Here is a 21,285-nt window from a genome sequence, read left to right as displayed (position 1 = left end):
CCCACGTAAGGCCACTTGTCAAAAAAGTGAGATGCCCGTCACAGCAACGCGCGTTCCAGTTATGTCAGGGGAAGTCGATATGTGACACTTTTTTGTCCAAGCGGGAGGCTCGGTCACCGGGCCGATGTCGCCCCGTCCAAAGGCTCTACCGTTGGTGCCGATCCGCCTGCACACTGTGACGGCCGCCGTGATCGCAAGCCGCGCGGCCGCACGCGTGATGACGCGAGGCGGTCGCATCATCCGTATCGGGAGCACCCATGCCGACCGCATGCCGTTCGCCGGCGGGGCCGTGTATGCCATGACCAAGGCGGCCCTGCGGGGAATGACCAAGGGCCTCGCGCGGGACCTGGGCCGACCTCAGCCAAGGCGGATGTCGGAGAGGTCGATGGAGACCACCAGGGGTTCCGGGATGCGCTGCCCGTCCGGCCCGCGCGGGTAGATGCGGCGCTTCGTCGGGAACGCGATGCCGGAGACCGTCGTGTAGTCGGAGACGTAGTGGGCCCCCGGCGTATTGCCCGCGATTTCCACGTCGTAGTCGAGGCGGCGGACGAGGTGGTCGGCACCGACATAGAGGGCCTGCACCTTGCTGAAGACTTCGAGCGTGTCGGGATAGCGCAACGACACTTTGCGCCAGGTCTCGCCGTCTTCGACCCACTCCCCCGCGTCTTCGCATTCGACGCCGTCCCAGGCAAGGAGGAAGGGGGTATTGAGGTAGGTCCACATGGCACAGCCCGCGAAGAAGGCGAGCTGCAGGTCGTTCCAGGGCGTGTCGAGCGCGTGTCCCCGAAACGAGTCACGCGGCACGTCGAGGGCCGAGACGACGCGGTCCTGCGCATCGAGGAGCGCCACGCGATGGGTCGTGAAGTCGCTGCGGGCGGCGATCGCCCCGAACGGCGCATGCGATGCCCACTGCGTATCGGTCGCGACGGTCACCCTCGTCAGGTCGAGGATGCCGGCCTTGCCCTTGAGACCCCAGAGCGCGCCGCCCTGGTCGAGGGTGGCGCTCACGCGACGAAACGTTCGCCAGGTGTCGAGTCCGCCGTGGGCGTTGATGATGTCTTGAGCTAACGTGTTCATGAAAAACTCCGGGGCGAAAGGCGACGGTCAAGCGCTCTTGCCCATCGTGAGCACGATGCGGAAGCGCGCCTTGCCGGCCATCATCGCGGCGTACGCCTCGGGCGCGCGTTCGAGCGGCATGGTTTCGATCACGGGGCGTACGCTCGCCTGACGGCTGAAAGCCAGGGTCGCCTCGGTGGCGGCGATATCACCGGTGAGGGAGCCGTCGATGCCACGTCCACCGAAGATGAGGTCCGATGCGGCGATCTCGATCGGCTCGTGGGCCGCCGCCACGACGACCAGCCGTCCGCGCTCACGCAGGCCCCTCAGGCAGGCGGAGATAGCCTTCGCGCCGGGGGCGGTGGCGACAACGACATGCATGCCACCGAGCGCCATGAGCGCATCGCCCACATCGACCGCGTCGCCATCGATGTAATGGTTTGCACCCAAGGACCGTGCGAGGTCTTCCTTGTCCGCGCCCCGCCCGATGGCGACGGTGTCGAAACCCATCTTGTGGGCATATTGGAGCGCGAGATGCCCCAGTCCGCCGATGCCGAGGACCGCGAGCCGGTCACCTGCGCGCGCCGGCGACTTGCGGATCGCGTTGAACGTGGTGAGGCCCGCGCAAAGCAGTGGCGCGGCCTCTTCCGGCTCGAATTCATCAGGAATCGCGACGAGCGCCGCCGCCCTTGCGTGCATCGACTCGGCGTACCCGCCGTCGAGATGAACGCCCGTGATTTCCTGGTTGCGACAATTCACCAAGTCGCCCTCGTGGCACATCTCGCACCACCCACAGGCGCCGCCAAGAAAACCGACGCCGACACGTTGACCGATGCGCCAGCCGGCGACACCCTCCCCCACGGCGTCGATGATGCCGATGACCTCGTGGCCTGGAACGCGGGGAAACGCAATCGGAAAGACCGCATCGACGGTCGCGGCGTCGGAGTGGCAGACGCCACACGCCTCCACGCGGATACGCACGAATCCCGGCGCGGGCTCGAGCAGGTCGCGGGTCACCATGTCCAGGACGCCAGGCGCCGTGACCTGCGCGGCGCGATACGTGTTATTCAGCATGCGATGTTTCCAGAGGGGCTCTTTGGCCCGGAGAGGATGATTCCCTCGGGAGAGGGTTCGAGAAGCAAGTCGTCCGTGATCGCCGGCGACCTTACGCGTGCCGTCCGGCTCCGACCCGGGCAGCGCGACGCCATGCGCCGGGGGTGGCACCGACCACCTTCGTGAACTGACGGGAAAAGTGGCTCTGCTCACAGAAGCCGCATTCGAGGGCGATGTCGGCAAGGGAGAGGTCGGACCCAACGAGGAGTGCCTTGGCCTGCTCGATGCGCCGCCGGATCAGCCACTCGCGTGGCGACACACCGTGCGTTTTGCGGAATGCCCTCGAGAAATGGTTTTTCGAGAGCCCACATGCGCGCGCGAGTTCGGCGACGGAGATGGCACGCCCGACCTGTCGTTCGATGCCGGCGAGCGCCACATCGTACTGGCGGCTCGTCAACCCACCCCTGGCTTGGTCGGACGCACGGGCCGGGCATCCCACGCCGTGCACGACGCGCAAAGCCACCGCTGCCTCACCAGAAGCTGTTTCATGGAAGTCACACGTGGTCGATCTCGGACCGTGGGCCAGGATCGCTTTCCGGGACTGATTCGGGATGAAGGGGAGCGAGAGCGCCGCCGTCGGCTTCATCGATACTCTCCGGGCCGTTTCGTTAGAGAGTACCCAAGGCCTTCACAATCGGACGGTCGAAATACCATCAAATACGGACAAGGACCGCGCACGTTGACTGAAACACACGCGTCCCTCGCAGGGGTTGTGCGCGGCGAATGGTAATCTCGGCGGTCCCAAAGAGAGGTGTGGTCCATGCAACGGGTGGGGATGATCGTCTATCCGGATTTCCAGGTGCTGTGTTTCGCCGCGTTCTCCGTGTTCGAGATCGCCAACCTCGAGGCGGGCAAGCGTCTGTATGACCTCGAGGTACTCGGCAACGGAGGCAGGTCGGTGCGGGGTTCGTTTGGCCAGGAGGTGACGTGCGTCCCGCTCGTCGACACCGGTTTCGACACCCTTCTCGTCGGCGTCGGCATCGACGTCCCGGCGCACGACCCGGCGGTGTCGGACTTCCTGGTCGACACCAGTGCGCGCACGCGACGCATCGCTTCCATCTGCCTTGGCAGCTTCGTGCTCGGCGACGCGGGCCTGCTGGACGGAAAGAAGGCCACCACGCATTGGAATTTCGGCGACCGCATGCGCGCGCGGTATCCGAAGTGCACGGTCGACCTCGACCGCATCTACGTGCAGAGCGGGCGTATCTGGTCGTCGGCGGGCATGTCCGCCGGCATCGACCTGGCCCTCGGCCTCGTCGAGGAGGACCACGGCCGCGAACTGACCGCCATGATCGCCAAGGGAATGGTGCTCCACCACCGACGCGCACCCGGCCAATCGCAGCACTCGACCCTCCTGGAAATCGATGCGAGGAGCGACAGGATCCAGGCGAGCCTTGCCTATGCCCGGCGCAACCTGCGCAACGAGCTCAGCGTCGCCGAGCTGGCGACCGTCGCCCATCTGAGCCCGCGCCACTTTGCCCGGGCATTCCGCGCGGAGACCGGACAGACCCCGGCGCAAGCGGTGGCCGCGTTGCGCATGGAGCAGGCGCGGATGCTCATCACGCAGGGCACGCTGGCGATGGAAACCATCGCCCGTGACACGGGCTTTGGCGATACCGAGCGGATGCGACGGGCCTTCGTGCGTTGGCAGGGCACGGCGCCGGCCGAACTGCGCCGGCGGAGCCGGATGGCCCAGGACGCCGCCAACGGCGACTGACGCGAGGATTGTCCGGAAACGAGGCCCATCCGTCATGTGACGGAGCCGATGGCGCCCATACAACGAGGCGAGGCGGCGACCACGGGCGGTCGCCCTTCCCTTCTTGTTCGGAGCACATCATGCAGTTGTCGGGAAACACCATCTTCATCACCGGCGCCACGTCCGGCATCGGCCGCGGTCTTGCCGAAGCGTTCCACCGCCTCGGGAACCAGGTCATCATCAGCGGCCGACGCAAAGCGCTGCTCGACGAAGTCACCGCGGCCAACCCCGGCATGCAGGGCGTCGAGCTCGACATCACTTCGCCGGAGAGCATCAAATCGGTATCCGAGTGGCTGGTGAGTACCCACCCGACGCTCAACGTCCTCATCAACAACGCGGGCCTGATGCCGTTCGATGACCCGGCGACCGAGATCGACGATGCCGTCAGCCTCACCATCCTGACGACCAATCTCCTCGGCCCCATCCGCATGACCTCGGCACTCGTCGAGCACCTCAAGGCCCAGCCGTCGGCGGCCATCATCCACAACACCTCGGTCGTGGCCTTCATGCCGCTGGCCGGCAACGCGGTCTACTCCGCCAGCAAGGCGGCGCTGCACTCGTATACGCAGACCCAGCGCTTCGCCTTGCGGGACACCCCCGTCAAGGTCATCGAAATCGCGCCGCCTTGGGTCAACACCGATCTCATCTACAAAAGCGGCGACCCGCGCGCCATGCCGCTCGAGACCTACATCGAAGACACGATGCGCCAGCTCGGCACCGATGAGGAAGAAATCATCGTCGACGGCATCCGCGCGCTACGCGACAACCCGGGTACCGGCGAATACGCGCTGATCGCCCGCTTCAACCAGTCGCTCGTCGACAACCCCATCCCGGTCGGTTGACCATCCCGACCACATTTGATCGCCGCGCCACTCGCCCTGCCGCATCATCCGTTATTGCAACGCATCATTTATGATCCTTTAATAGCACATTTACTCTATTAGGTATCACTGGCGATCCCATGAAGGCATTCATGTTGCCTTGAAAAAGGGATCATATTTGATACTATTGGTACGTCATCTGCCAATACGAGTTCATTTATGATCCCTAACGCAGCGTCAAAGTCAGGGAGCGTCGAAATCACCATGCGTGATTTAGGAGTGCGTTTGGCGAGAGTTCGTCTCGCCCGCAACCTAACCCAAGCACGGTTGGCGCATGAGGCCGGAACCTCGCTTCCTAGCATCAAGCGGCTGGAGGCCGGCCGGAACAGTTCTCTCGATACCCTTCTCCGCGTCTTAAGAGCACTCGACCTGGGCGACCGCCTTCTCGATATTCTCCCCAACCCAGATGTTCGGCCGGTCGAGCGGGTTCAAAATGAAGGCCACGAGCGGCGTCGCGCACGAACTCAGACGGAGGCCCCCAAAGCCAGCGACTGGGCGTGGGGCGAGGAGGATGAGCAATGACGGATGCGACCGTCCGCCTATGGGGCAGAGACATCGGTGCCGTTAGTTGGCTCGACGACAGAGCGATCGGCGTATTCCAATACATGCCTGAGTTCGTCGAAAGCACCATCGCTCTGGCGCCGATCATGATGCCGCTGCGGCCGACCCCATACGATTTCCCCGGTCTGCCGAGTGACGCCTTCAAGGGGCTGCCCGGTATGCTCGCCGACTCCCTCCCCGACAAATTCGGCAACGCCCTGATCGATACATGGCTCGCGACGCAGGGGCGCTCGGCCGGCAGCTTCAATCCGGTAGAGCGCCTTTGCTATATCGGTACACGCGGCATGGGCGCGCTCGAGTTTCATCCCACGATCCTCAGAGAGCCGCGCAAATCCCATCGCCTTGAAATTGATGAGCTGACCAAACTCGCCAACGACGTCCTCAACAATCGCGCGAACCTCGCGGGTGTCCTCAAGGGTGAGGACGACCACGAAACCTTGCAGGAGATCCTGCGCGTCGGCACGTCTGCGGGTGGTGCGCGTGCCAAGGCTATCCTTGCATGGAACGAGAAGACAGGTGAATTCCGATCCGGTCAAGTCAAAGCCGGTGAAGGCTTCACCTATTGGCTCATGAAATTCGACGGCATCTCCAACAATCGTGATAAGGAGCTCGCCGATCCGCAAGGCTTTGGCCTTATCGAGTATGGCTTCTTTCTCATGGCTCGCGCCGCCGGCATCGACATGACCGAATGCCGCGTTCATCACGAAGGCGGACGATCGCATTTCATGACGCAACGCTTCGATCGCAACGCCAGCGGCCAGAAGCTCCACATGCAGTCGCTCGCTGCTTTGCGCCACTATGATTTCAACGCGGCCGGAGCCTATTCCTACGAACAGGCGGTCGAGACGATCCGGCTCCTCGGTCTGCCCGCTTACGACATCGAGCAGCAGTTTCGTCGCGCGGTTTTCAATATTCTCGTCCGAAACCAGGACGACCATGTCAAGAACATCGCCTTCCTCATGAATCGAAAGGGCGAGTGGCGGCTGTCACCGGCGTTCGACGTCAGCTATGCCTACAATCCGGGTGGCAGCTGGACTCATCAACACCAGATGAGCCTGAACGGCAAGCGCGATCATTTCGAGCTATCCGACCTAATCCAGTTCGGCGTTTTCTGTGACCTCAAACGAAAAAAAGCCGAGGATGTTATCCGCGAGATTCATACGCAGGTAGAAAACTGGCCGGCCGTGGCGGAACAGGCCGGCGTGGCCGAAAAGACCGCGCAATCCATTCACCGAGCCATGCGGCGAGAAATCATCATCCCGACCCAAACTCGCCCACAAGGACGGTGACCCGCGCGCCATGTCGCTCGAGGTCTACATCGAGGACACGGCGCGCCAGTTGGGCACCGATGAGGAACAATTTGGAGGCTACGTCACATGTCCCGTCGCTTGGCGACGTCCGAGGCCGTGACGGTGCCTTCCTTGCCACCGAAGTGGTGGATGACGTAGTTGGCGAGCGCCGCGATTTCCGGATTGCTGTAGGCGTGGCCGAACGCGGGCATGTACACCTCCGTCTCGCCGATGTGCAGCTTGACGCCCTGCAGGATGGCCTGGGTGACGTTCAGCCCCGAGGGATCGTTGACGCCCCGGGTGCCGGCAAGGCTGGCGTAGCGCGTCTGCTGCCCGATGCCGTTCCACTGGTGGCAGCTCGCACACGCCCCCTCGAACAGTCGCCGGCCATCGGCATACCGTGCCTCGTCGTCGCCGCCTGGCGCAAAGGCGGTCGACGTGCGCACGCCCTCCGGCTGGGGGTCGACCGTGACCGGGTGATCGCCCGTGCGCGCGGGCACGGTGCGCAGCCAGGTCACGAGGGCAGCCGCATCCTCGGGGGTGAGGTACTGCAGGCTGTGGGAGACCGCTTCGCCCATCGGGCCCATCGCCGAGGCGTGGCCTTCGGCGTGGCCGGTGCTCAGGTAAGCGGTCAGCGCTTCGTCGCTCCATCCACCGATGCCATGCACCGGGTCGGACGTGATGTTCCAGGCACGCCACCCCTGCAGCTCGGCCCCGGCAAGCGATTCACCGTGCTTGAGGCCGAAACCGATATTCCGCGGCGTGTGGCACTCGGCGCAGTGGCCCAGCGGACCGGCGATGTATGCACCCGTGTTCCACTGCGCGGAACGCGACGGGTCGGCCTGGAAGCGTTCGTTCTTGAAGAAGACCGCATTCCAGAAGCCCATCGCCCAGCGCTGGTTGAACGGGAAACCGAGGTCGTTGGGGCGCTCGGGCTGCCGGACTTTGGGCAGGGTGAACAGATAGGCCTTGATGGCCAGCACGTCGTCACGGCTGAGCGCGGTGTAGGCGGTGTACGGGAAAGCGGGATAGAGGTGCTTGCCGTCCTTGCGGATGCCGTCGCGGACGGCATGGACGAACTCGTCGTCGGTCCAGCTGCCGATGCCGGTCTCCACGTCGGCCGTGATGTTCGACGAATAGATCGTTCCGAACGGCAGCTTGAACGGAAGCCCGCCAGCGTAGGGCTTTCCTGTGTCGGGAACCGTGTGGCACGCGATGCAGTCGGCCATGCGGGCGAGGTATTCGCCGCGCTGGACCGGGTTCATGCCGGCGGGGGCGCCGGCGAGCACGGGGGAGGTCCCCGGGGCGGGGTCGATGCGGTTGAGATAGAGGTAAAGGCCCGCACCGATGACGAGCAGGATCGCGACGACGAAGAGGAAGCGTTTCATGCGCGATCTCCCGCGGGACGCACGCCGTCGGTGACGTCGTTCAATACATCCTTCGACGCGTTGAGCGGCGTCCGGGCGACCGGCAGTTCGGTCAGGCGGATACCGGTCGCGGCAAAGATGGCATTGGCGAGTGCCGGCGCGGCAATGGCGGTGCCGACTTCGCCCAGGCCACCGGGCGACTCACCGCTCTTGACGACATGGACGTCGAGGATCGGGGTCTCGTCGATGCGCAACGTCCGGTAGTCGTGGAAGTTGCTCTGCTCGATCATGCCGTCCTTGATGGTGATGCCGTTGAAGAGGGCCGCGCTGAGTCCGAAGAGCAATCCACCCTGCACCTGGGCCTCCACGGAGCTGGGGTTGATGACGATGCCGACGTCGACGGCGACCACCGCATGCCGAAGGTGCACCTGGCCCTGCGGGGATACCTCGACTTCGACGATGGCGCAGACATGGCTACCGAACGGGGAACCGACGGCCACGCCGCGCCCTACCCGTGGAGGCAACGGCTTGCCCCACCCCGCCTTTTCGGCCGCGAGGTCGAGCACACCGAGCGCACGGGAGCCGGGCTTCATCAGGGCGCGACGGTAGGCGAGCGGCTCCTTGCCGGCGGCGTGGGCGAGCTGGTCGACGAAGGACTCGACGACGAAGAGGTTGTGCGTCGGACCCACGCCACGCCACCAGCCGGTGACGAGACCCGGGGGCATGTCGTGGCGCACCCATTCGACGAGGACATTGTCCATCTCGTAGGGCAGGTCCGCCGCCGACTCGATGGCGTCGGAATCCATGCCGTCCTTCCCCATGGCACCGGGTGCCCAACGGCCGAGCACCGTTCCGCTGGTGATCCGGTGTTTCCAGGATGTCGGTTTGCCGTCCGCGCCGAGCGTGGCCGAGATGCGATCGAAGTAAAGCGGCCGCACCCGGTCGTGGCGGATATCTTCCTCGCGGCTCCAGATGACCTTGAGGGGATAGCCGACCTGGCGAGCGAAGGCGACGGCCTGTTCGACCTGATCGGTTTCGAGGCGCCGGCCGAAGCCGCCGCCGAGGTACTGGTTGTGGACGCCGACGGCATCGACCGGGATCTTGCAGATGCGCGCCGCCTCCGCCTGGGCCCGCGTCGGCACCTGCGTGCCGGTCCAGATGTCGCACCGGCCCGGGGTGACGTGCACGGTGGCGTTGAGGGGCTCCATGGGCGCATGGGCAAGCATCGGGGAGACGAAGGTCATCTCCACCGGTGTGCCGGCGGCCGCACCCTCCCCCTTGGGCTTCCGGCCGACCAACGCGGGGCCGGTGCGCGAGCTTTCCTTCAGACCGTCGAGGAGCGCGTTGTTGTCGAGGTGTTCGTTGACGCCGTGGCGCCACTCGATATCGAGCGCTTCCAGTCCACGGGACGCGATCCAGAAGTTTTCGCCGACGACCGCGACGGCGTTGTCGAGCCGGAGGACGTCGATGACGCCCGGCATGGCCCGGGCCTTCGCGTCATCGACCGCGCCGAGCGTGCCGGCGAGTTCGGGCGAGGTGCGAACGGCGGCGAATTTCATGCCCGGCACCTTCACGTCGATGCCGAACTGGGTGGTCCCGTTGACCTTGTCGGGCGAATCGACACGGCGCAGGGGCCTGCCGATGACGGTGAAGTCCTTCGGGTCCTTGAGCTTGACCTGGGTCGGCTGCGGCATGTCCGCCGCGGCCGACGCCACGGCACCGAACGCGAGCGTACGCCCGGTGGGTCCGTGCGTGATGACCGCACGGGCGACCGTGCAGGTGGCCGGGTCGACTTTCCACCGTGCGGCGGCGGCGGCAACGAGCATGTCGCGGGCGACCGCGCCGGCCTCGCGCAAGGACTGCCACTGCCCCCGGGTGCTCGTCGAACCGCCCGTGATCTGGCCGCCGCCGAGAAGGACCTGGCCGTAGAGTTCGTCGCTCGGTATGGAATGCTCGACCCGAATCTGGTCGAGGCCCACGCCGAGTTCCTCGGCGAGCATCATGCAGATGCCCGTGTAGATGGCCTGCCCCATTTCCACGGTCGGCATGACGAGCCGGATCGTGCCGTCCGCATCGATGCGGATGAAGGCATTCGGCGCAAACGGCGGCTTGCCGTCGGCGGCGGCCGCCGCTTCATCGCCCGGCTGGCGACGCGGGCTCATCTGGGCCACGGCCGGCCCCAGGCCCGCCGTCCAGAGGAAAGCCACCGCGAGGCCGCCCCCGGCGAGCTTCAAGGCACGCCGGCGGCTCGGGTCGATGACGTCGAGGTGTGGCCGTCCGTTCATGGCGTGCTCCCGTCGACGACGACCTGCAGGCCGAACGGGCGACCGGTCGCCGCCTGCTTGATGGCCTCGCGGATGCGCACGTAGGTGCCGCACCGGCACACGTTGCCGGCCATGGCCGCGTCGATGTCGCGGTCGGTCGGGTTCGGCAGGCGCTTGATGAGCGCCGCCGCCGACATGATCTGCCCCGACTGGCAGTAGCCGCACTGGACCACGTCGACGGCAAGCCAGGCCTGCTGCACCTTCGCCCCTTCCGGGGTCTGGCCGATGCCTTCGATGGTGGTGATGGCGCGGTCACCGACGTCGGCGACCCGCAACTGGCAGGACCGCACCGGTTGGCCGTCGAGATGCACCGTGCAGGCGCCGCACTGGGCAATGCCGCAGCCGAACTTGGTGCCGGTCAGTCCGATGACATCGCGGAGCACCCAGAGCAGGGGCATGTCGGGCGGCACGTCGGCCGGGTGGCTATCGCCGTTGATATGCAACGTGTACATGACTGGACCCCTGGCTGTCGGGTGGATACCCGAGTGGCTGTCGCGCGGACGCCCGTAGCGTACCGCGATCCCGGGTCTCCTTCATTGTCGGAAAGAGACGAATTCGAAGGATCGACGGACGGATGTCCCAAGGTCGGCCAGCCCGAGAACGTCGCAGGCGCGGAGCCTTCGGGAGCGAAGCCATGGCTTTCGTTGCCTGGCGTCCAGGGGCGCGACTCGCCAGGCCTACACGCTCTCGCGCATGGAAGCCGGGCCGCCCTCCTTCGCATCCTCATCCTCGGATACGAGCTTGTCCAACAGCATCCGGGTCACCGCATACAGGCGACCGATCAGCTCCTCGGTTTCCGATGCGAACCATTCCGCCTGTGCCTCGGCGCTCTCATCGGGAGCCTCCAATAGCACATAAAGCTCTTCCAGATGGATGTCTTCCAGCTTGCCATACCCCTGGAGCCCCAGCACGGCGCGCCTCGCCAATTTCAGCGCCGACGCGATAGCACCTTCCAAGGTCGCGTTTATGCCCACAGCGGAAGACAAGGCACCCAGGGAATCCCTGGTTTCTTCGATCACGCCATCAAACCCTTCACGAAGGGAAGCGATGAACGGATCTTTCTCGTATTCCCCCTCGCCGCCATCGTCGATGTCTTCCTCGCCATAGTCGACATGGCCATCATCCGAGCCCGCTTCTTCGTCGCTCAACTGCTGATAGAACGTTTCATCCGGCCAATCGCCGAAATAGCCTTCGGTCAAACCGCCAAAAGGCTGTTGGCCATCGGTGATCCGCTTGAAAACCTCGTCTTTCGTCGCGTCCCGGATGGGCTCCTTCCATTTGGACGAGGATGTCTTGGTCGGCGTCACGTAGCTGGGCGGTGTCGGCTGAAAGTTGCCATCCAGCCCACGATAAATCAGCTTCTTCTTCTGCCGCTCCGCCTCGGCCTTCGTCAGCGCCTCGATCCGCCGGGTAAAATACGCCTCCACCTTGGGCCCAAGCGTCTTGCTCTTGAGATCCTGCTGCGGCTTGGAGTGCGGCTTGTGTTTTTCCAGAATGCGTCGATAGGCCTGCCGCTCGTCCTTGGACAAGCCAAACGATGCATCGTCGTCTTTCTCGGCGGTCAACGAAGGCCAACGGATCACCTGTTCCAGCGCAACGCGGTTGCGCTTGATCGCCCCCAGGAAGGACGACTCGCCCTCCTTGGACGTATCGTTGTCGATCGATAACGCGCCCAGTTTGCGGCCGCTCCACACATGCGAGGGCGCATCGGGCGCGAGATAGTCGCGCAACGGATGCAGCGACACGTACACCTTGCCGGAGTAAGGGTGCTGTGGCTTGCCGCCGGATCGCCAGCGTGGACGAAGCCGGAAGGCCTTCTCGGCCGCGATGGGCTTGTTGCCCAAGGCATAACGTACGGCGTGTCGTGGTGAGTCGGCGGTCGATACGAAGGGATGCGAACGGAACGGCAAGCCGGCATAAGCCCTGTCCCTGGCCGGATTTACGGCACTCTGTGGCCCACTGTTCGACCTGCGCGGGCGCTTGCCCCGGCGCCGGCTGGTCGACACCGGCGCGGCCACTTTGTCCTCCATGGCCTTTTCGGGCTCTCCGTCTTTCGATCGGCGCTGTTCGCGTGCGTAATACTCGGCTAGCGTCGCCGACGATTTCGTGTAGTTCTGCGAATAGTCTGACTGAAGCAGATGGAAAGACGTGGGGAAGATGCGAGACCTACCCTGGACTTTTCTGGAGCTGTCAACGAACGGTTCGGGCTTGCGCTTTTCAATCAGCCAACGTTTCAAGGCACGGGTGTTTTCCCACACCGGGCCACCCTGGCCGTGTTTCGTCGTATAGAAATCCTCCCTCGACATGGCCTCCGGACGCACCGCGTCGGCGAACACCGGCTTGCGCAACTGCGACCCCCGGCGGTGCTCCCGGCGTTTATCCTTGCCGAAACGGTTGGTCATATAGGCAATGCCCCGGAACTGCGGCACCACGAACCGTGCATAGGCCTTATCGCTCAGGATGGCCTCGATATCCTCGGCGCTCTTCGCGCGACTGATGGCGGCGTTGAGCTTCTCCAGCAGCTTGTGGTCTTTCCTGCTGAAGGCGGCCGACTCCGTCGACGCTTCATCGATATCGGAATAGGTTTCGTCCTCGCTGGAGTCAGTATCGCTCCCGAAGTAATCGTGCAGATCCTTTTCCTGCTTTTCTATCCATTTGACGAGCGCCGCGTGACCGGGCACCTCGTCATCGAAGCGCGCTTTCCAGCCTCTTTGCACACGACGCGCCAACGGCGTGTTGGCCGCCGCATGCTCGCCGACGCGATTGCATTCGAGCACGTAGCGCGTAACGTTCGCCGCGAGAGCTTGCTCGTCGCCTTCGTCCATGGCGTCCGGCTCCTCTTCTTCCAGGTCGGAAGGCGAGCCCCGATCGTCCGACACGATGCGTGACGATGATCGCTCCAATCGACGGCGTTTTGTGGATGGTCGCCCCCGGTCATCGCTATCGGAGCCGGATGAGCTTTCCGATTCGCCCGAATGGCTATGCCCGTGCACGTCGTCGTCTTCGACCCGCCCGGACGATGACGCGTCATCTTCCTGGGCGCGTCGATAGGTCGCCATCAGCGTCGGATCGCGCCTCAGGTAACTCCACGTGCTCGAACCGATGCCGTTTGGCGCTTCACCATTGGCCATCTCGGTAATGATCTCGGTGAGAACCGCCCTGATGTCGTCGTCATCCACACCACCCTCGATCTCTGGAGCAGCCGCCAGGCCGCGAAGCCTGCTTACTTCCTCCGCTTCCGCATGAGTGTTGTGGCGAATCAGATGCAGGCCGTCGATCAGGCAATTGCCATCGGCCACGGTGATCTCACCTTCCTGATAGCCGTTGCCTTCCAGATCGACGTACTGCGGATCGTCTCCCTCGTAAAGATGAATGACGATGTAGTGATTTCCATTGATGTGCAGCAGATAGCCCTCGTCACCACCGGTGCCATAGTCGATGCCATTCGACTGAATCAAGATGCCGTCCACCTGGTTCATGACATGCGCCGTTACGCCCAGCTCTTCGGCAATGATGTTGCCTTCCGCCTCTTGCAGGTAATGGGCACTCTCGTTGGCCAGATCGTGACGGTAGGCGGCAATCAATGCATCGGGCACATAGGCTTCATACTGCGCATCGCCTTCAATCAACACCATCGTTGGCTCGTGCGCCTGGATGTAGGCATCGACGTAGGCATCGAGATCGCCCTCGTCCTTGCCTGAATCCGCCAAGGCCCGGAAATCCAAGGTGCTACCCACGCGCGCCTTCTTGAGACGCCGCTCGGCCGCGTACACGTCAAGGGGTTTCACCCTCTGCGTACCCGGCGGCTGAACGGCACCGGGCGAGCGCTTGGTAAAATACCCTTGCACTATAGGAGCGCCCACCGGTGCGACCCGCGTCGCATGCACAGGCGATTCGCCAAGCATCGCTTGCGCGCCAAGCCGATCCGCCTCTTGTTCCAGGGAGGCATCGTCGTTGACCTGTATTCGGCCATGCATCTGCGCCGTGGGCTTTACACGCCCCTGCGCCTGCTGCACCACATGCCAGGCTTCGTGCGGCAAATGCCTCTCCTGGCCCGGACCCAGGTAGATTTCGTGACCCTGCGCATAGGCATGCGCATTCAACTGCGCGGGCTTGGTCGAGTTGCGATGTACCTTGACATGATCCATCGACAACCCGGACATCGCTTCGATGCCGGATTTCAGCGACGACGGCAGCCCGCGATCACCGGGCACGGTCGCATGTGCCATGGCCTGCCGCTGTGCAACGACGCGTGGGCTGGAAACCATGCGTTCCGCCCTGGCCTGGAAGGCCGCCATGCGCGGACTCGTATCCACCATCGACTGGGCTTGGGCCGGCCCCTGGGCCGCCTCGGATGAAGCCGCGCTCTGCACCTGGCCGTGCTGCGACTCGGCCTGGTTCGCATGACCGGATGAATCGGGTACGAAGGTTTTCACCCTCCCCTCCCGCGCCACTCGACTTCCTTGGCACGCCTTTGCGGCAACGGTAAGCGCAACCGCCGGAGGACTTCATGTAGGGCTGAGGCAAGGTGCGCGTGAATGGGATAGGCCCCAAAGCACGTCGACGCGCCTTCTGTGCCCATCACAGGGAAAGCACGTGTAACCCGTTCAATGACTCGACATGCATGAAGCGTCGCCCGACGATCCGCAGCAGCGAAATGTTTTTGTCCGAGCCGGGAATGCGTCATGGATCGTATCCATAAGCCGGGCGATCCGCGGCGACGGGGCGCCGCAATCATGCGTGTGCTCGCCTGCCTGGTGGGGCGGCACGCGTTCCGTAGTGAGTCCCTGAAGGCCCGTGAAGGCTCCAGCCCAGGGTAACGCCTCGGTTGACGACGTGCTATCAGCAGAATGCTGATTTTTTGCCCCGTCGGGTATCCAGGCTACCCCCGACGTTCCCCCACTCTGGGTAGCGTAATTATTCCGAGTTTCGCGAGCGGCTTCGCGGATTCATCGCTCGAGATGTAAGTTCGGCGAAGACATCGGGGCGGAGTGTTTGGGGAAGGCGGAGAAAATCACCGCGCCGACCGTGCCGGCCAGCAACGACCCGGCCAGGATGCCCAACTTCACCTCATCCTGGAGATCGGGGTGATTCGGGAATGCCAACATCCCGATGAAGAGCGACATGGTGAAGCCGATGCCACAGAGCCAGGCCGTGGCGAAGAGTTGTCCATGACTGGCCCGCGGGGGCAGTTCAGCCCATCCAGCTTTGATCGCGAGCCACGCGGCACCGAACACCCCCACGACCTTGCCGATCGCCAAGCCTAGGCCAACGCCCAGGGTGGTGGGAGCGAGCCACTGGTCCGCCCCCAACCCCGCGAAGGAGATGCCCGCATTGGCGAAGCCGAACAGGGGGAGGACCAGCACCGGCACCAGGCGGTGGAGGGCATGCTCCAGTTGGAGCAAGGGCGAGTGCGAGCAGTCGCCGTCGGAGGGTGGCCGGCCGTGCTCATCGCGCAGGGGAACACACAAGGCGGTGGCCACGCCGGCCAGCGTGGCATGGACTCCGGAGGCATGGACCAAGCCCCACAGCGCGGCGCCGAGCAGGAGGTAGGGGCTCAATCGCCGGACCCCGGCCCGGTTGAGTCCCGCCATGACCACGACCACGCCCAACGAGGCGAGCAGATACCCGAGTTGGAGGTTCGGGGTGTAGAACAGGGCAATGATCACCACCGCGCCCAGGTCGTCCATGATGGCCAGGGCAGCGAGGAAGGCCTTCAACGAGGTGGGAACCCGGGACCCCAGAAGGGCCGCGACACCCAGGGCAAACGCAATGTCCGTCGCCGACGGGATCGCCCAGCCGTTGCGCGAATCCGGATGGGTCCCGTTGAGGCCCAGGTAGATCAACGCCGGCACCACCATCCCGCCCAGCGCACCCAACCCAGGCAGGATCCGCAGCCGAGGGCTGGAGAGTTCGCCATCCACGAACTCGCGCTTGATCTCCAGGCCGACGAGGAGGAAGAACACCGCCATCAACCCGTCGTTGATCCAATGGAGCACCGAAAGCGGTCCCAGTTCCCATTGGAGGGCGTGCTCGTAGGCCACCGCCCAGGGCGAGTTGGCCACGATCATGGCCAGGGCGGCGGTGCCCATCAGGACCAAACCACCGGTGGCGGACCCCGACATGAAGTCGAGGAGCCGCTGGAGGGGACGCCAGATCAACGTGGATAGCATGAAGTCGCGATCGGTAGAGAAGAAACCGCCCCACCCTAAAGCAACCCGCGAAAAAGATGAAACGGGTCGCCTCGGCGGACGCCGGCTGGCCGATGGAGTCAGTGCCCGCGCGGAAGCGTCGACGCTTCCTTGTGGTGGGTTCCCAGGCGATCCACGAGCCCCGCGCTGGCCGCATTCAATCCGATGACGTCCACCGGTTTGCCTTCCTGGCGGAACTTGAAGACGACGCGATCCAGCGCGTTCACGGCGGTCAGGTCCCAGAAATGGGCGCCCGTTACGTCGATGCGGACCCGACCGATGCCCTCCTCCTTGACATCGAAAAGTTCGACAAACGCCTCGGCCGAGGCAAAGAACACCTGGCCGGTGACGGTGTAGGTCCGCACGTCGCCATCGGGAGGCACGGAGCTGTCGACGTCGAGTGCCTTGCCCACCTTCCGCGCGAAGAAGACCGCCGAGAGGATCACACCGGTAAGCACGCCCTTGGCCAGGTCGTGCGTGGCGACGGTTACCCCCACCGTGCCCAGCATCACGATGCTCGACACGGTGGGATGGGTCTTCAGACTCTGGATCGAGCGCCAGTTGAAGGTACTCAAGGACACCATGATCATCACGGCAACCAGGGCCGCCATCGGAATCTGGCGCACCAGCGGCGCCCCGAAAACCACGAGGATCAGCAAGAACGCGCCTGCCACCATCGTGGACAGTCGCCCCCGACCGCCGGACTTCACGTTGATCACCGACTGCCCGATCATCGCGCAGCCGGCCATGCCCCCGATGAAGCCGGTGACGATGTTGGCCATGCCCTGCCCCATGCATTCCCGGTTTTTGTCGCTGCGGGTATCGGTCATGTCGTTGACGATCTGAAGGGTCATCATCGATTCGAGCAGGCCCACCACGGCCAGGGTCGCCGCCGTCGGCAGGATGATCTTCAGGGTGTCGAGGTTCCAGGGAATATCCGGAAACAGGAAGGTCGGCAAGGCATCCGGCAATGCGCCCATGTCGCCCACCCGATGAATATCGAGGCGAAAGAACATGGCCACGCCGGTCAGGACCACGATGGCCACCAGGGGCGACGGGATGGCCCGCGTCACATAGGGAAACAGGTAGATGATCGCCAAGCCGGCCGCGGTCATCGGGTAAACCAGCCAGGGCACTCCGATCAGTTCAGGCAGCTGCGCCATGAAAATCAAGATGGCCAGGGCATTGACGAAGCCGGTCACCACGGACCGGGACACGAACCGCATGAGCGAGCCCAGTTTCATCGCGCCAGCCACGATCTGAAATATCCCCGTCAGGACCGTGGTGGCCAGCATGTATTGGAGGCCGTGCTCCTTGACCATGGTGACCATCACGAGCGCCATGGCGCCGGTAGCCGCCGATATCATCGCCGGCCGCCCACCGGCTATCGAAATGACGACGGCCATGGAAAACGACGCGTAAAGCCCGACCTTGGGGTCTACGCCCGCAATGATGGAGAACGCGATGGCCTCGGGAATGAGGGCCAACGCAACGACCATGCCGGACAGCAGATCGCCGCGCACATTGCCCAGCCATTGCTGGCGCAGTTGCGTAAACGTATTCAAAGGGATTTCCTCGGAGAGGCCGAAAGGCCACCGCATGAAAGACACACGAAAAACACACCGCTCCGTTTCGGGAGTGCGAGCTCAGGAAAATCGCTGGCTTTACGGTGGCGTGGTCAAGGCGGATCCGGGTGAGTGTTGCGGCGCCGGATTATAACGGCCGAGCACGTCGATCGGCCAGTCCGGCGATTCGATCCGCGGTAGCTGGCAACGCGGAGTCACCTCAAGGATGCTTATCGCGCGGAATCGATTCGACCTCGACCACGTCGCGATCAGTGCGCGCGATCTTGCAAAAATAACCCAGTGACGAATTCCAGGACCTCGGCGACGACAGAGAACGCGATGAACGAGCGCTTTCATCTGACGTCGTCTAGCTTGCGTCTTCGTTACCGTCGGCAAAAGGCCCTGCCGAGATTGTGGGACGCTCGCCCCGAGCCACGGCGTCAAAATGCCCCATGAGAAGGCCGGCTCGTGCGAAGAGTAGAGAGCGGCACGACAGGCTAGGGCCCGAGGGCTTCCAAAATCGCAGCCTTTGGTACGACGCCGCTCGTTGACTGCCCATGCTGCCCCCACCACATCGCCCCGCCCCCGACAGCAAAACAAAAGTCGCCCTTGGCCTTCCTGAGATCGTAGGCGCCATCGCTTTCCCCTGGTTCCGTGTAGCGTCGCGGCAGGGACGACGCGGGAAGATAGCCGTGGTAGGCGTACAGCGGACGCCGCCTGGTGCCACCGACCGGAGTCATGACGGTCGTCCCTTCAACTCTCCCGCTGGCTTCAAAAAGCCCGGTGCTACTGAGGTGGTGGTGCTCGTCAATCGGGCACCAGCCATACCGGATTGAAAGGTGTACGCCATGCTTGATGAGATGCGCGTAGTCCATGTCCGATACGAAATCCACCCTGATGGGCGAAGCCTTCCCGCAACAAAAACCGGCGAGAACGTCCTTGTCGACCTCGCCCGGCTCGACCCGGTGCATCCGGACCTGGGACACCCGCCCCATGTCCCTTGTGCAAGCGGTCCCAGCAATGGCGAGGACAAGGGGAAGAACACTGACAACGCGGGCGAAAGCCATTCTGGCGCTCCGGTCATGGACTGAAGCAGCATGGGGTATGGTGCGAAAACAGGATGCACAAATCCGGGCCAGCCAGCTGCGCGAGGACATGCGACCCGTCTCAAGCAACTCAACGAGCGCATGGCGGTCATGGCGAGGATGCGAGCCCGGTCTTGCTCCGACGCGTTGCGGTAGAGCGCGGTCTGCCGCCGCAAGGGCGTCACCACGCTGCCCATGATGAAAGAGATCAGTCAGCGTCCTTGCACGTAGAATCCTTGGGTACATCCCCATTATTCGGCTTTCTGCCGAGGACGAGATACTTGTCGAAGGTGTTCTCCGACGGCGCGCCCACGGTGCGATACCACGCCAGCTTCGTGCCTTCGGGCACCACGTAAGCGCCCACGTCAGCGTAAGCCGGACAGGCCGGGTAGTCACCGATGCCGCCGTCTTCCGAGCAAAAGCGAACGTAGAGCTTGCCGTCCCGCCAGTCACCCTTGAACCGGCCTTGGCTTCCAGAAATGTTCGTCCCGTCGGACCAAGTGCCTTCGACGGTGGGCGAGGTCTTTTGCACGGCAAATTCCGCGGAATGCCCGCGATCGCAGTCGCTGCGATAAGCCCACTCGCCGGCCAGGGTTGACGCAGCCACCATCGTGCCAGCGGGCTTGGCCACCCTGCCCTTCATCCGCTTTTCCAGTTCATCGGCACGAAAGCTGGTTTGGGTCGTGGTGCACGGGTTCTTCACCACCGTGTCGGCGGGTACCTTGCACATGGTGTTGCGCCCAAGAATCCACTGACGCTCCTCGTCGCGCAGTGCCTTCCGGCCGGTATCGTCGAGGGAGGCGAGAAGTGCCTTGTATGCCGCGTTCAGGCGCGCGTCCTTGGTGTCGTAATCGACCGAGGGGTCTCCGGGCGCGGCGTGTCCCGCGCCGAAGATGCAAAGCGCGATGACGCCAAAGAACCAGGCACGGTTTCGGCGCCTTTTGGGATTCCCTTGACCGGCCATGAGTAGTCCTATCGAGGTGGGGATTTTTGCCCCGAAGGGTAGCTCGACCCCACCGCCCATGTGAACTTCATGGCGCATGGCGTTCGATAAAGCTCGCCGTCTCGACGTATCCTTTGCCTCATGTGCTACTCCGCCCAAATCCAAGCCGACTTCAAGGCCTACCAACGCTTCGGCGGTCACCTCGACCTCGATGCCTACGTGAAGATGGCCGGCTGGTCGAAGCGGAACGGAACGTGGATACAAGGCGTTCCCAAGGGCATCCGCAATGCCTTCCTCGACTCCACCGAACCGGACGAGCAGGAAGCCCGGGCCGCGGCACTCGATGCCTATCAAGCGGCCACCCTCGCGCTGGAACAGGAACTGGCCGAGCAGACCGCCCGGCTGGCAAAGGCACGGACCGTCCTGGCCGGACCGAAACCGACGAAGAAGGCCGAAACCGACCAGCGTGTCGCCACCAAGAAGATCGCCACCGCGAAGGCCAAGCTCGCCGAAGTCCACGACCACGCCAAGGGCGACGGTTATGCCCGCATCTGGCCCGGCGGCATCACCCCCGTGCTCATCCGCGATCCAGCCACCGGGGAACGGCGGGTGGTCCCGATGCGCTACCGGTGCCGGCTGCCCAGTTGGACGACGGCGGATGAGAAGAAATGGGACGGCACCTATAACGCCCGCCGGGACAAACTCACCACCGCCTGGCGGGAACTATGGGGCAAGACCCACGGGATCATGCTGGCGCGCCGCATCTATGAGTCGGTCGCCCTCCATGACCTCGAGCATCGACCCTTGGCTCCGGGCGAAAAGCCGACGTCGGTAGAAGTGGAGTTTCGACCGGAGCCGGAACAAGACCTGCTGTTGGCGTGCCTCTGGCGATACGTCGAACCCGAAGGCGACGAACCGGGGTTCTACACGGTCGCCGCGATCACCGGCGATCCCCTGCCCGATTTCGTTGCCGCCGGCCACGATCGCAGCGTCATCGCGATCAAGCCCGAACACCTGGACGCGTGGCTGGATCCGCAGGCGGGAGGACTCATGGACATGGTGGCGATCCTGGACGATCCGGTCGACGTCATGTTCGAGTTCCGGCCCGTGGACCGAGAAAAGACCGGCGACTAGCATCCATCGTGTGTCGACGG

The 21,285-nt window shown here is 64.0% G+C and carries 17 protein-coding genes; 6 read left to right on the top strand and 11 right to left on the bottom strand.

Annotated elements, in window-relative coordinates:
• Positions 1–124 precede the first annotated feature (124 nt).
• The gene (locus JNG39_RS05225; protein ID WP_368310098.1) at positions 125–439 is read left to right on the top strand and encodes an SDR family oxidoreductase; all 315 of its coding nucleotides are present in this window, start codon (positions 125–127) and stop codon (positions 437–439) included.
• Here JNG39_RS05225 and JNG39_RS05220 read toward each other — a convergent pair.
• The 3 genes from JNG39_RS05220 to JNG39_RS05210 form a co-directional block, all read right to left on the bottom strand.
• Positions 358–1,077: a hypothetical protein gene (locus JNG39_RS05220; RefSeq protein WP_368310097.1), complete on the bottom strand. Its 720-nt coding sequence runs from the start codon at positions 1,075–1,077 to the stop codon at positions 358–360. The genes JNG39_RS05225 and JNG39_RS05220 overlap by 82 nt on opposite strands.
• 27 nt (positions 1,078–1,104) lie before the next feature.
• On the bottom strand, positions 1,105–2,130 hold the full coding sequence (locus JNG39_RS05215; RefSeq protein WP_368310096.1) for an alcohol dehydrogenase catalytic domain-containing protein: 1,026 nt from the start codon (positions 2,128–2,130) through the stop codon (positions 1,105–1,107).
• A gap of 91 nt (positions 2,131–2,221) precedes the next feature.
• Positions 2,222–2,755, bottom strand: coding sequence for a helix-turn-helix domain-containing protein (locus JNG39_RS05210; RefSeq protein WP_368310095.1), 534 nt, complete (start codon positions 2,753–2,755; stop codon positions 2,222–2,224).
• Between the two features lie 174 nt (positions 2,756–2,929).
• On the opposite strand from JNG39_RS05210, the gene JNG39_RS05205 reads away from it, so the two are divergent.
• The 4 genes from JNG39_RS05205 (at position 2,930) to JNG39_RS05190 (ending at position 6,656) form a co-directional block, all read left to right on the top strand.
• Positions 2,930–3,886: a GlxA family transcriptional regulator gene (locus tag JNG39_RS05205; protein ID WP_368310094.1), complete on the top strand. Its 957-nt coding sequence runs from the start codon at positions 2,930–2,932 to the stop codon at positions 3,884–3,886.
• Positions 3,887–4,005: 119 nt separating this feature from the next.
• The gene (locus tag JNG39_RS05200) at positions 4,006–4,767 is read left to right on the top strand and encodes an SDR family oxidoreductase (protein WP_368310093.1); all 762 of its coding nucleotides are present in this window, start codon (positions 4,006–4,008) and stop codon (positions 4,765–4,767) included.
• 198 nt (positions 4,768–4,965) lie between these two features.
• A complete protein-coding gene (locus JNG39_RS05195; protein WP_368310092.1) occupies positions 4,966–5,328 on the top strand; it encodes a helix-turn-helix domain-containing protein in 363 nt (120 codons plus the stop codon).
• Positions 5,325–6,656 (top strand): type II toxin-antitoxin system HipA family toxin, encoded by a 1,332-nt coding sequence (locus tag JNG39_RS05190; protein ID WP_368310091.1) that lies wholly within the window; start codon positions 5,325–5,327, stop codon positions 6,654–6,656. The genes JNG39_RS05195 and JNG39_RS05190 overlap by 4 nt, the downstream gene beginning before the upstream one ends.
• Before the next feature lie 83 nt (positions 6,657–6,739).
• Here the strand turns inward: JNG39_RS05190 and JNG39_RS05185 are convergent, their stop codons facing one another.
• The 8 genes from JNG39_RS05185 to JNG39_RS05150 form a co-directional block, all read right to left on the bottom strand.
• Positions 6,740–8,044, bottom strand: a complete 1,305-nt coding sequence (locus JNG39_RS05185; protein WP_368310090.1) for a cytochrome c — start codon at positions 8,042–8,044, stop codon at positions 6,740–6,742.
• A complete protein-coding gene (locus tag JNG39_RS05180; RefSeq protein WP_368310089.1) occupies positions 8,041–10,308 on the bottom strand; it encodes a molybdopterin cofactor-binding domain-containing protein in 2,268 nt (755 codons plus the stop codon). Before JNG39_RS05180 ends, JNG39_RS05185 begins: the two co-directional genes overlap by 4 nt.
• Complete coding sequence (locus JNG39_RS05175; RefSeq protein ID WP_368310088.1) at positions 10,305–10,799, bottom strand: (2Fe-2S)-binding protein; 495 nt, start codon at positions 10,797–10,799, stop codon at positions 10,305–10,307. The genes JNG39_RS05180 and JNG39_RS05175 overlap by 4 nt, the downstream gene beginning before the upstream one ends.
• A gap of 225 nt (positions 10,800–11,024) precedes the next feature.
• Positions 11,025–14,783, bottom strand: a complete 3,759-nt coding sequence (locus JNG39_RS05170; protein ID WP_368310087.1) for a DUF4157 domain-containing protein — start codon at positions 14,781–14,783, stop codon at positions 11,025–11,027.
• Positions 14,784–15,296: 513 nt separating this feature from the next.
• A complete protein-coding gene (nhaA, locus tag JNG39_RS05165; RefSeq protein ID WP_368310086.1) occupies positions 15,297–16,520 on the bottom strand; it encodes a Na+/H+ antiporter NhaA in 1,224 nt (407 codons plus the stop codon).
• Between the two features lie 98 nt (positions 16,521–16,618).
• Entirely contained in the window at positions 16,619–18,139 is a 1,521-nt protein-coding gene (locus tag JNG39_RS05160) for a SulP family inorganic anion transporter (RefSeq protein ID WP_368310085.1), read from the bottom strand.
• A 461-nt stretch (positions 18,140–18,600) separates the two neighbouring features.
• Entirely contained in the window at positions 18,601–19,170 is a 570-nt protein-coding gene (locus tag JNG39_RS05155) for a hypothetical protein (protein ID WP_368310084.1), read from the bottom strand.
• 226 nt (positions 19,171–19,396) lie between these two features.
• On the bottom strand, positions 19,397–20,230 hold the full coding sequence (locus JNG39_RS05150; RefSeq protein WP_368310083.1) for a lysozyme inhibitor LprI family protein: 834 nt from the start codon (positions 20,228–20,230) through the stop codon (positions 19,397–19,399).
• Positions 20,231–20,272: 42 nt separating this feature from the next.
• Here JNG39_RS05150 and JNG39_RS05145 point away from each other — a divergent pair, with 42 nt between their 5' ends.
• On the top strand, positions 20,273–21,265 hold the full coding sequence (locus tag JNG39_RS05145) for an SOS response-associated peptidase family protein (protein ID WP_368310082.1): 993 nt from the start codon (positions 20,273–20,275) through the stop codon (positions 21,263–21,265).
• Positions 21,266–21,285: the final 20 nt, after the last annotated feature.

Origin of the sequence: Luteibacter sp. CQ10, assembly GCF_040900725.1 — a bacterium.
GTDB lineage: Bacteria > Pseudomonadota > Gammaproteobacteria > Xanthomonadales > Rhodanobacteraceae > Luteibacter.
The sequence above is the reverse complement of the archived record's forward strand: the minus strand, read 5'-3'. Positions and strand labels throughout refer to the sequence as shown.

Bases quoted from the DNA above. Each gene is read 5' to 3' on its own strand.
- JNG39_RS05225 (WP_368310098.1), top strand. From the start codon at position 125: ATGTCGCCCCGTCCAAAGGCTCTACCGTTGGTGCCGATCCGCCTGCAC.
- JNG39_RS05220 (WP_368310097.1), bottom strand. From the start codon at position 1,077: ATGAACACGTTAGCTCAAGACATCATCAACGCCCACGGCGGACTCGAC.
- JNG39_RS05215 (WP_368310096.1), bottom strand. From the start codon at position 2,130: ATGCTGAATAACACGTATCGCGCCGCGCAGGTCACGGCGCCTGGCGTC.
- JNG39_RS05210 (WP_368310095.1), bottom strand. From the start codon at position 2,755: ATGAAGCCGACGGCGGCGCTCTCGCTCCCCTTCATCCCGAATCAGTCC.
- JNG39_RS05205 (WP_368310094.1), top strand. From the start codon at position 2,930: ATGCAACGGGTGGGGATGATCGTCTATCCGGATTTCCAGGTGCTGTGT.
- JNG39_RS05200 (WP_368310093.1), top strand. From the start codon at position 4,006: ATGCAGTTGTCGGGAAACACCATCTTCATCACCGGCGCCACGTCCGGC.
- JNG39_RS05195 (WP_368310092.1), top strand. From the start codon at position 4,966: ATGATCCCTAACGCAGCGTCAAAGTCAGGGAGCGTCGAAATCACCATG.
- JNG39_RS05190 (WP_368310091.1), top strand. From the start codon at position 5,325: ATGACGGATGCGACCGTCCGCCTATGGGGCAGAGACATCGGTGCCGTT.
- JNG39_RS05185 (WP_368310090.1), bottom strand. From the start codon at position 8,044: ATGAAACGCTTCCTCTTCGTCGTCGCGATCCTGCTCGTCATCGGTGCG.
- JNG39_RS05180 (WP_368310089.1), bottom strand. From the start codon at position 10,308: ATGAACGGACGGCCACACCTCGACGTCATCGACCCGAGCCGCCGGCGT.
- JNG39_RS05175 (WP_368310088.1), bottom strand. From the start codon at position 10,799: ATGTACACGTTGCATATCAACGGCGATAGCCACCCGGCCGACGTGCCG.
- nhaA (WP_368310086.1), bottom strand. From the start codon at position 16,520: ATGCTATCCACGTTGATCTGGCGTCCCCTCCAGCGGCTCCTCGACTTC.
- JNG39_RS05160 (WP_368310085.1), bottom strand. From the start codon at position 18,139: ATGCGGTGGCCTTTCGGCCTCTCCGAGGAAATCCCTTTGAATACGTTT.
- JNG39_RS05155 (WP_368310084.1), bottom strand. From the start codon at position 19,170: ATGGCTTTCGCCCGCGTTGTCAGTGTTCTTCCCCTTGTCCTCGCCATT.
- JNG39_RS05150 (WP_368310083.1), bottom strand. From the start codon at position 20,230: ATGCGCCATGAAGTTCACATGGGCGGTGGGGTCGAGCTACCCTTCGGG.
- JNG39_RS05145 (WP_368310082.1), top strand. From the start codon at position 20,273: ATGTGCTACTCCGCCCAAATCCAAGCCGACTTCAAGGCCTACCAACGC.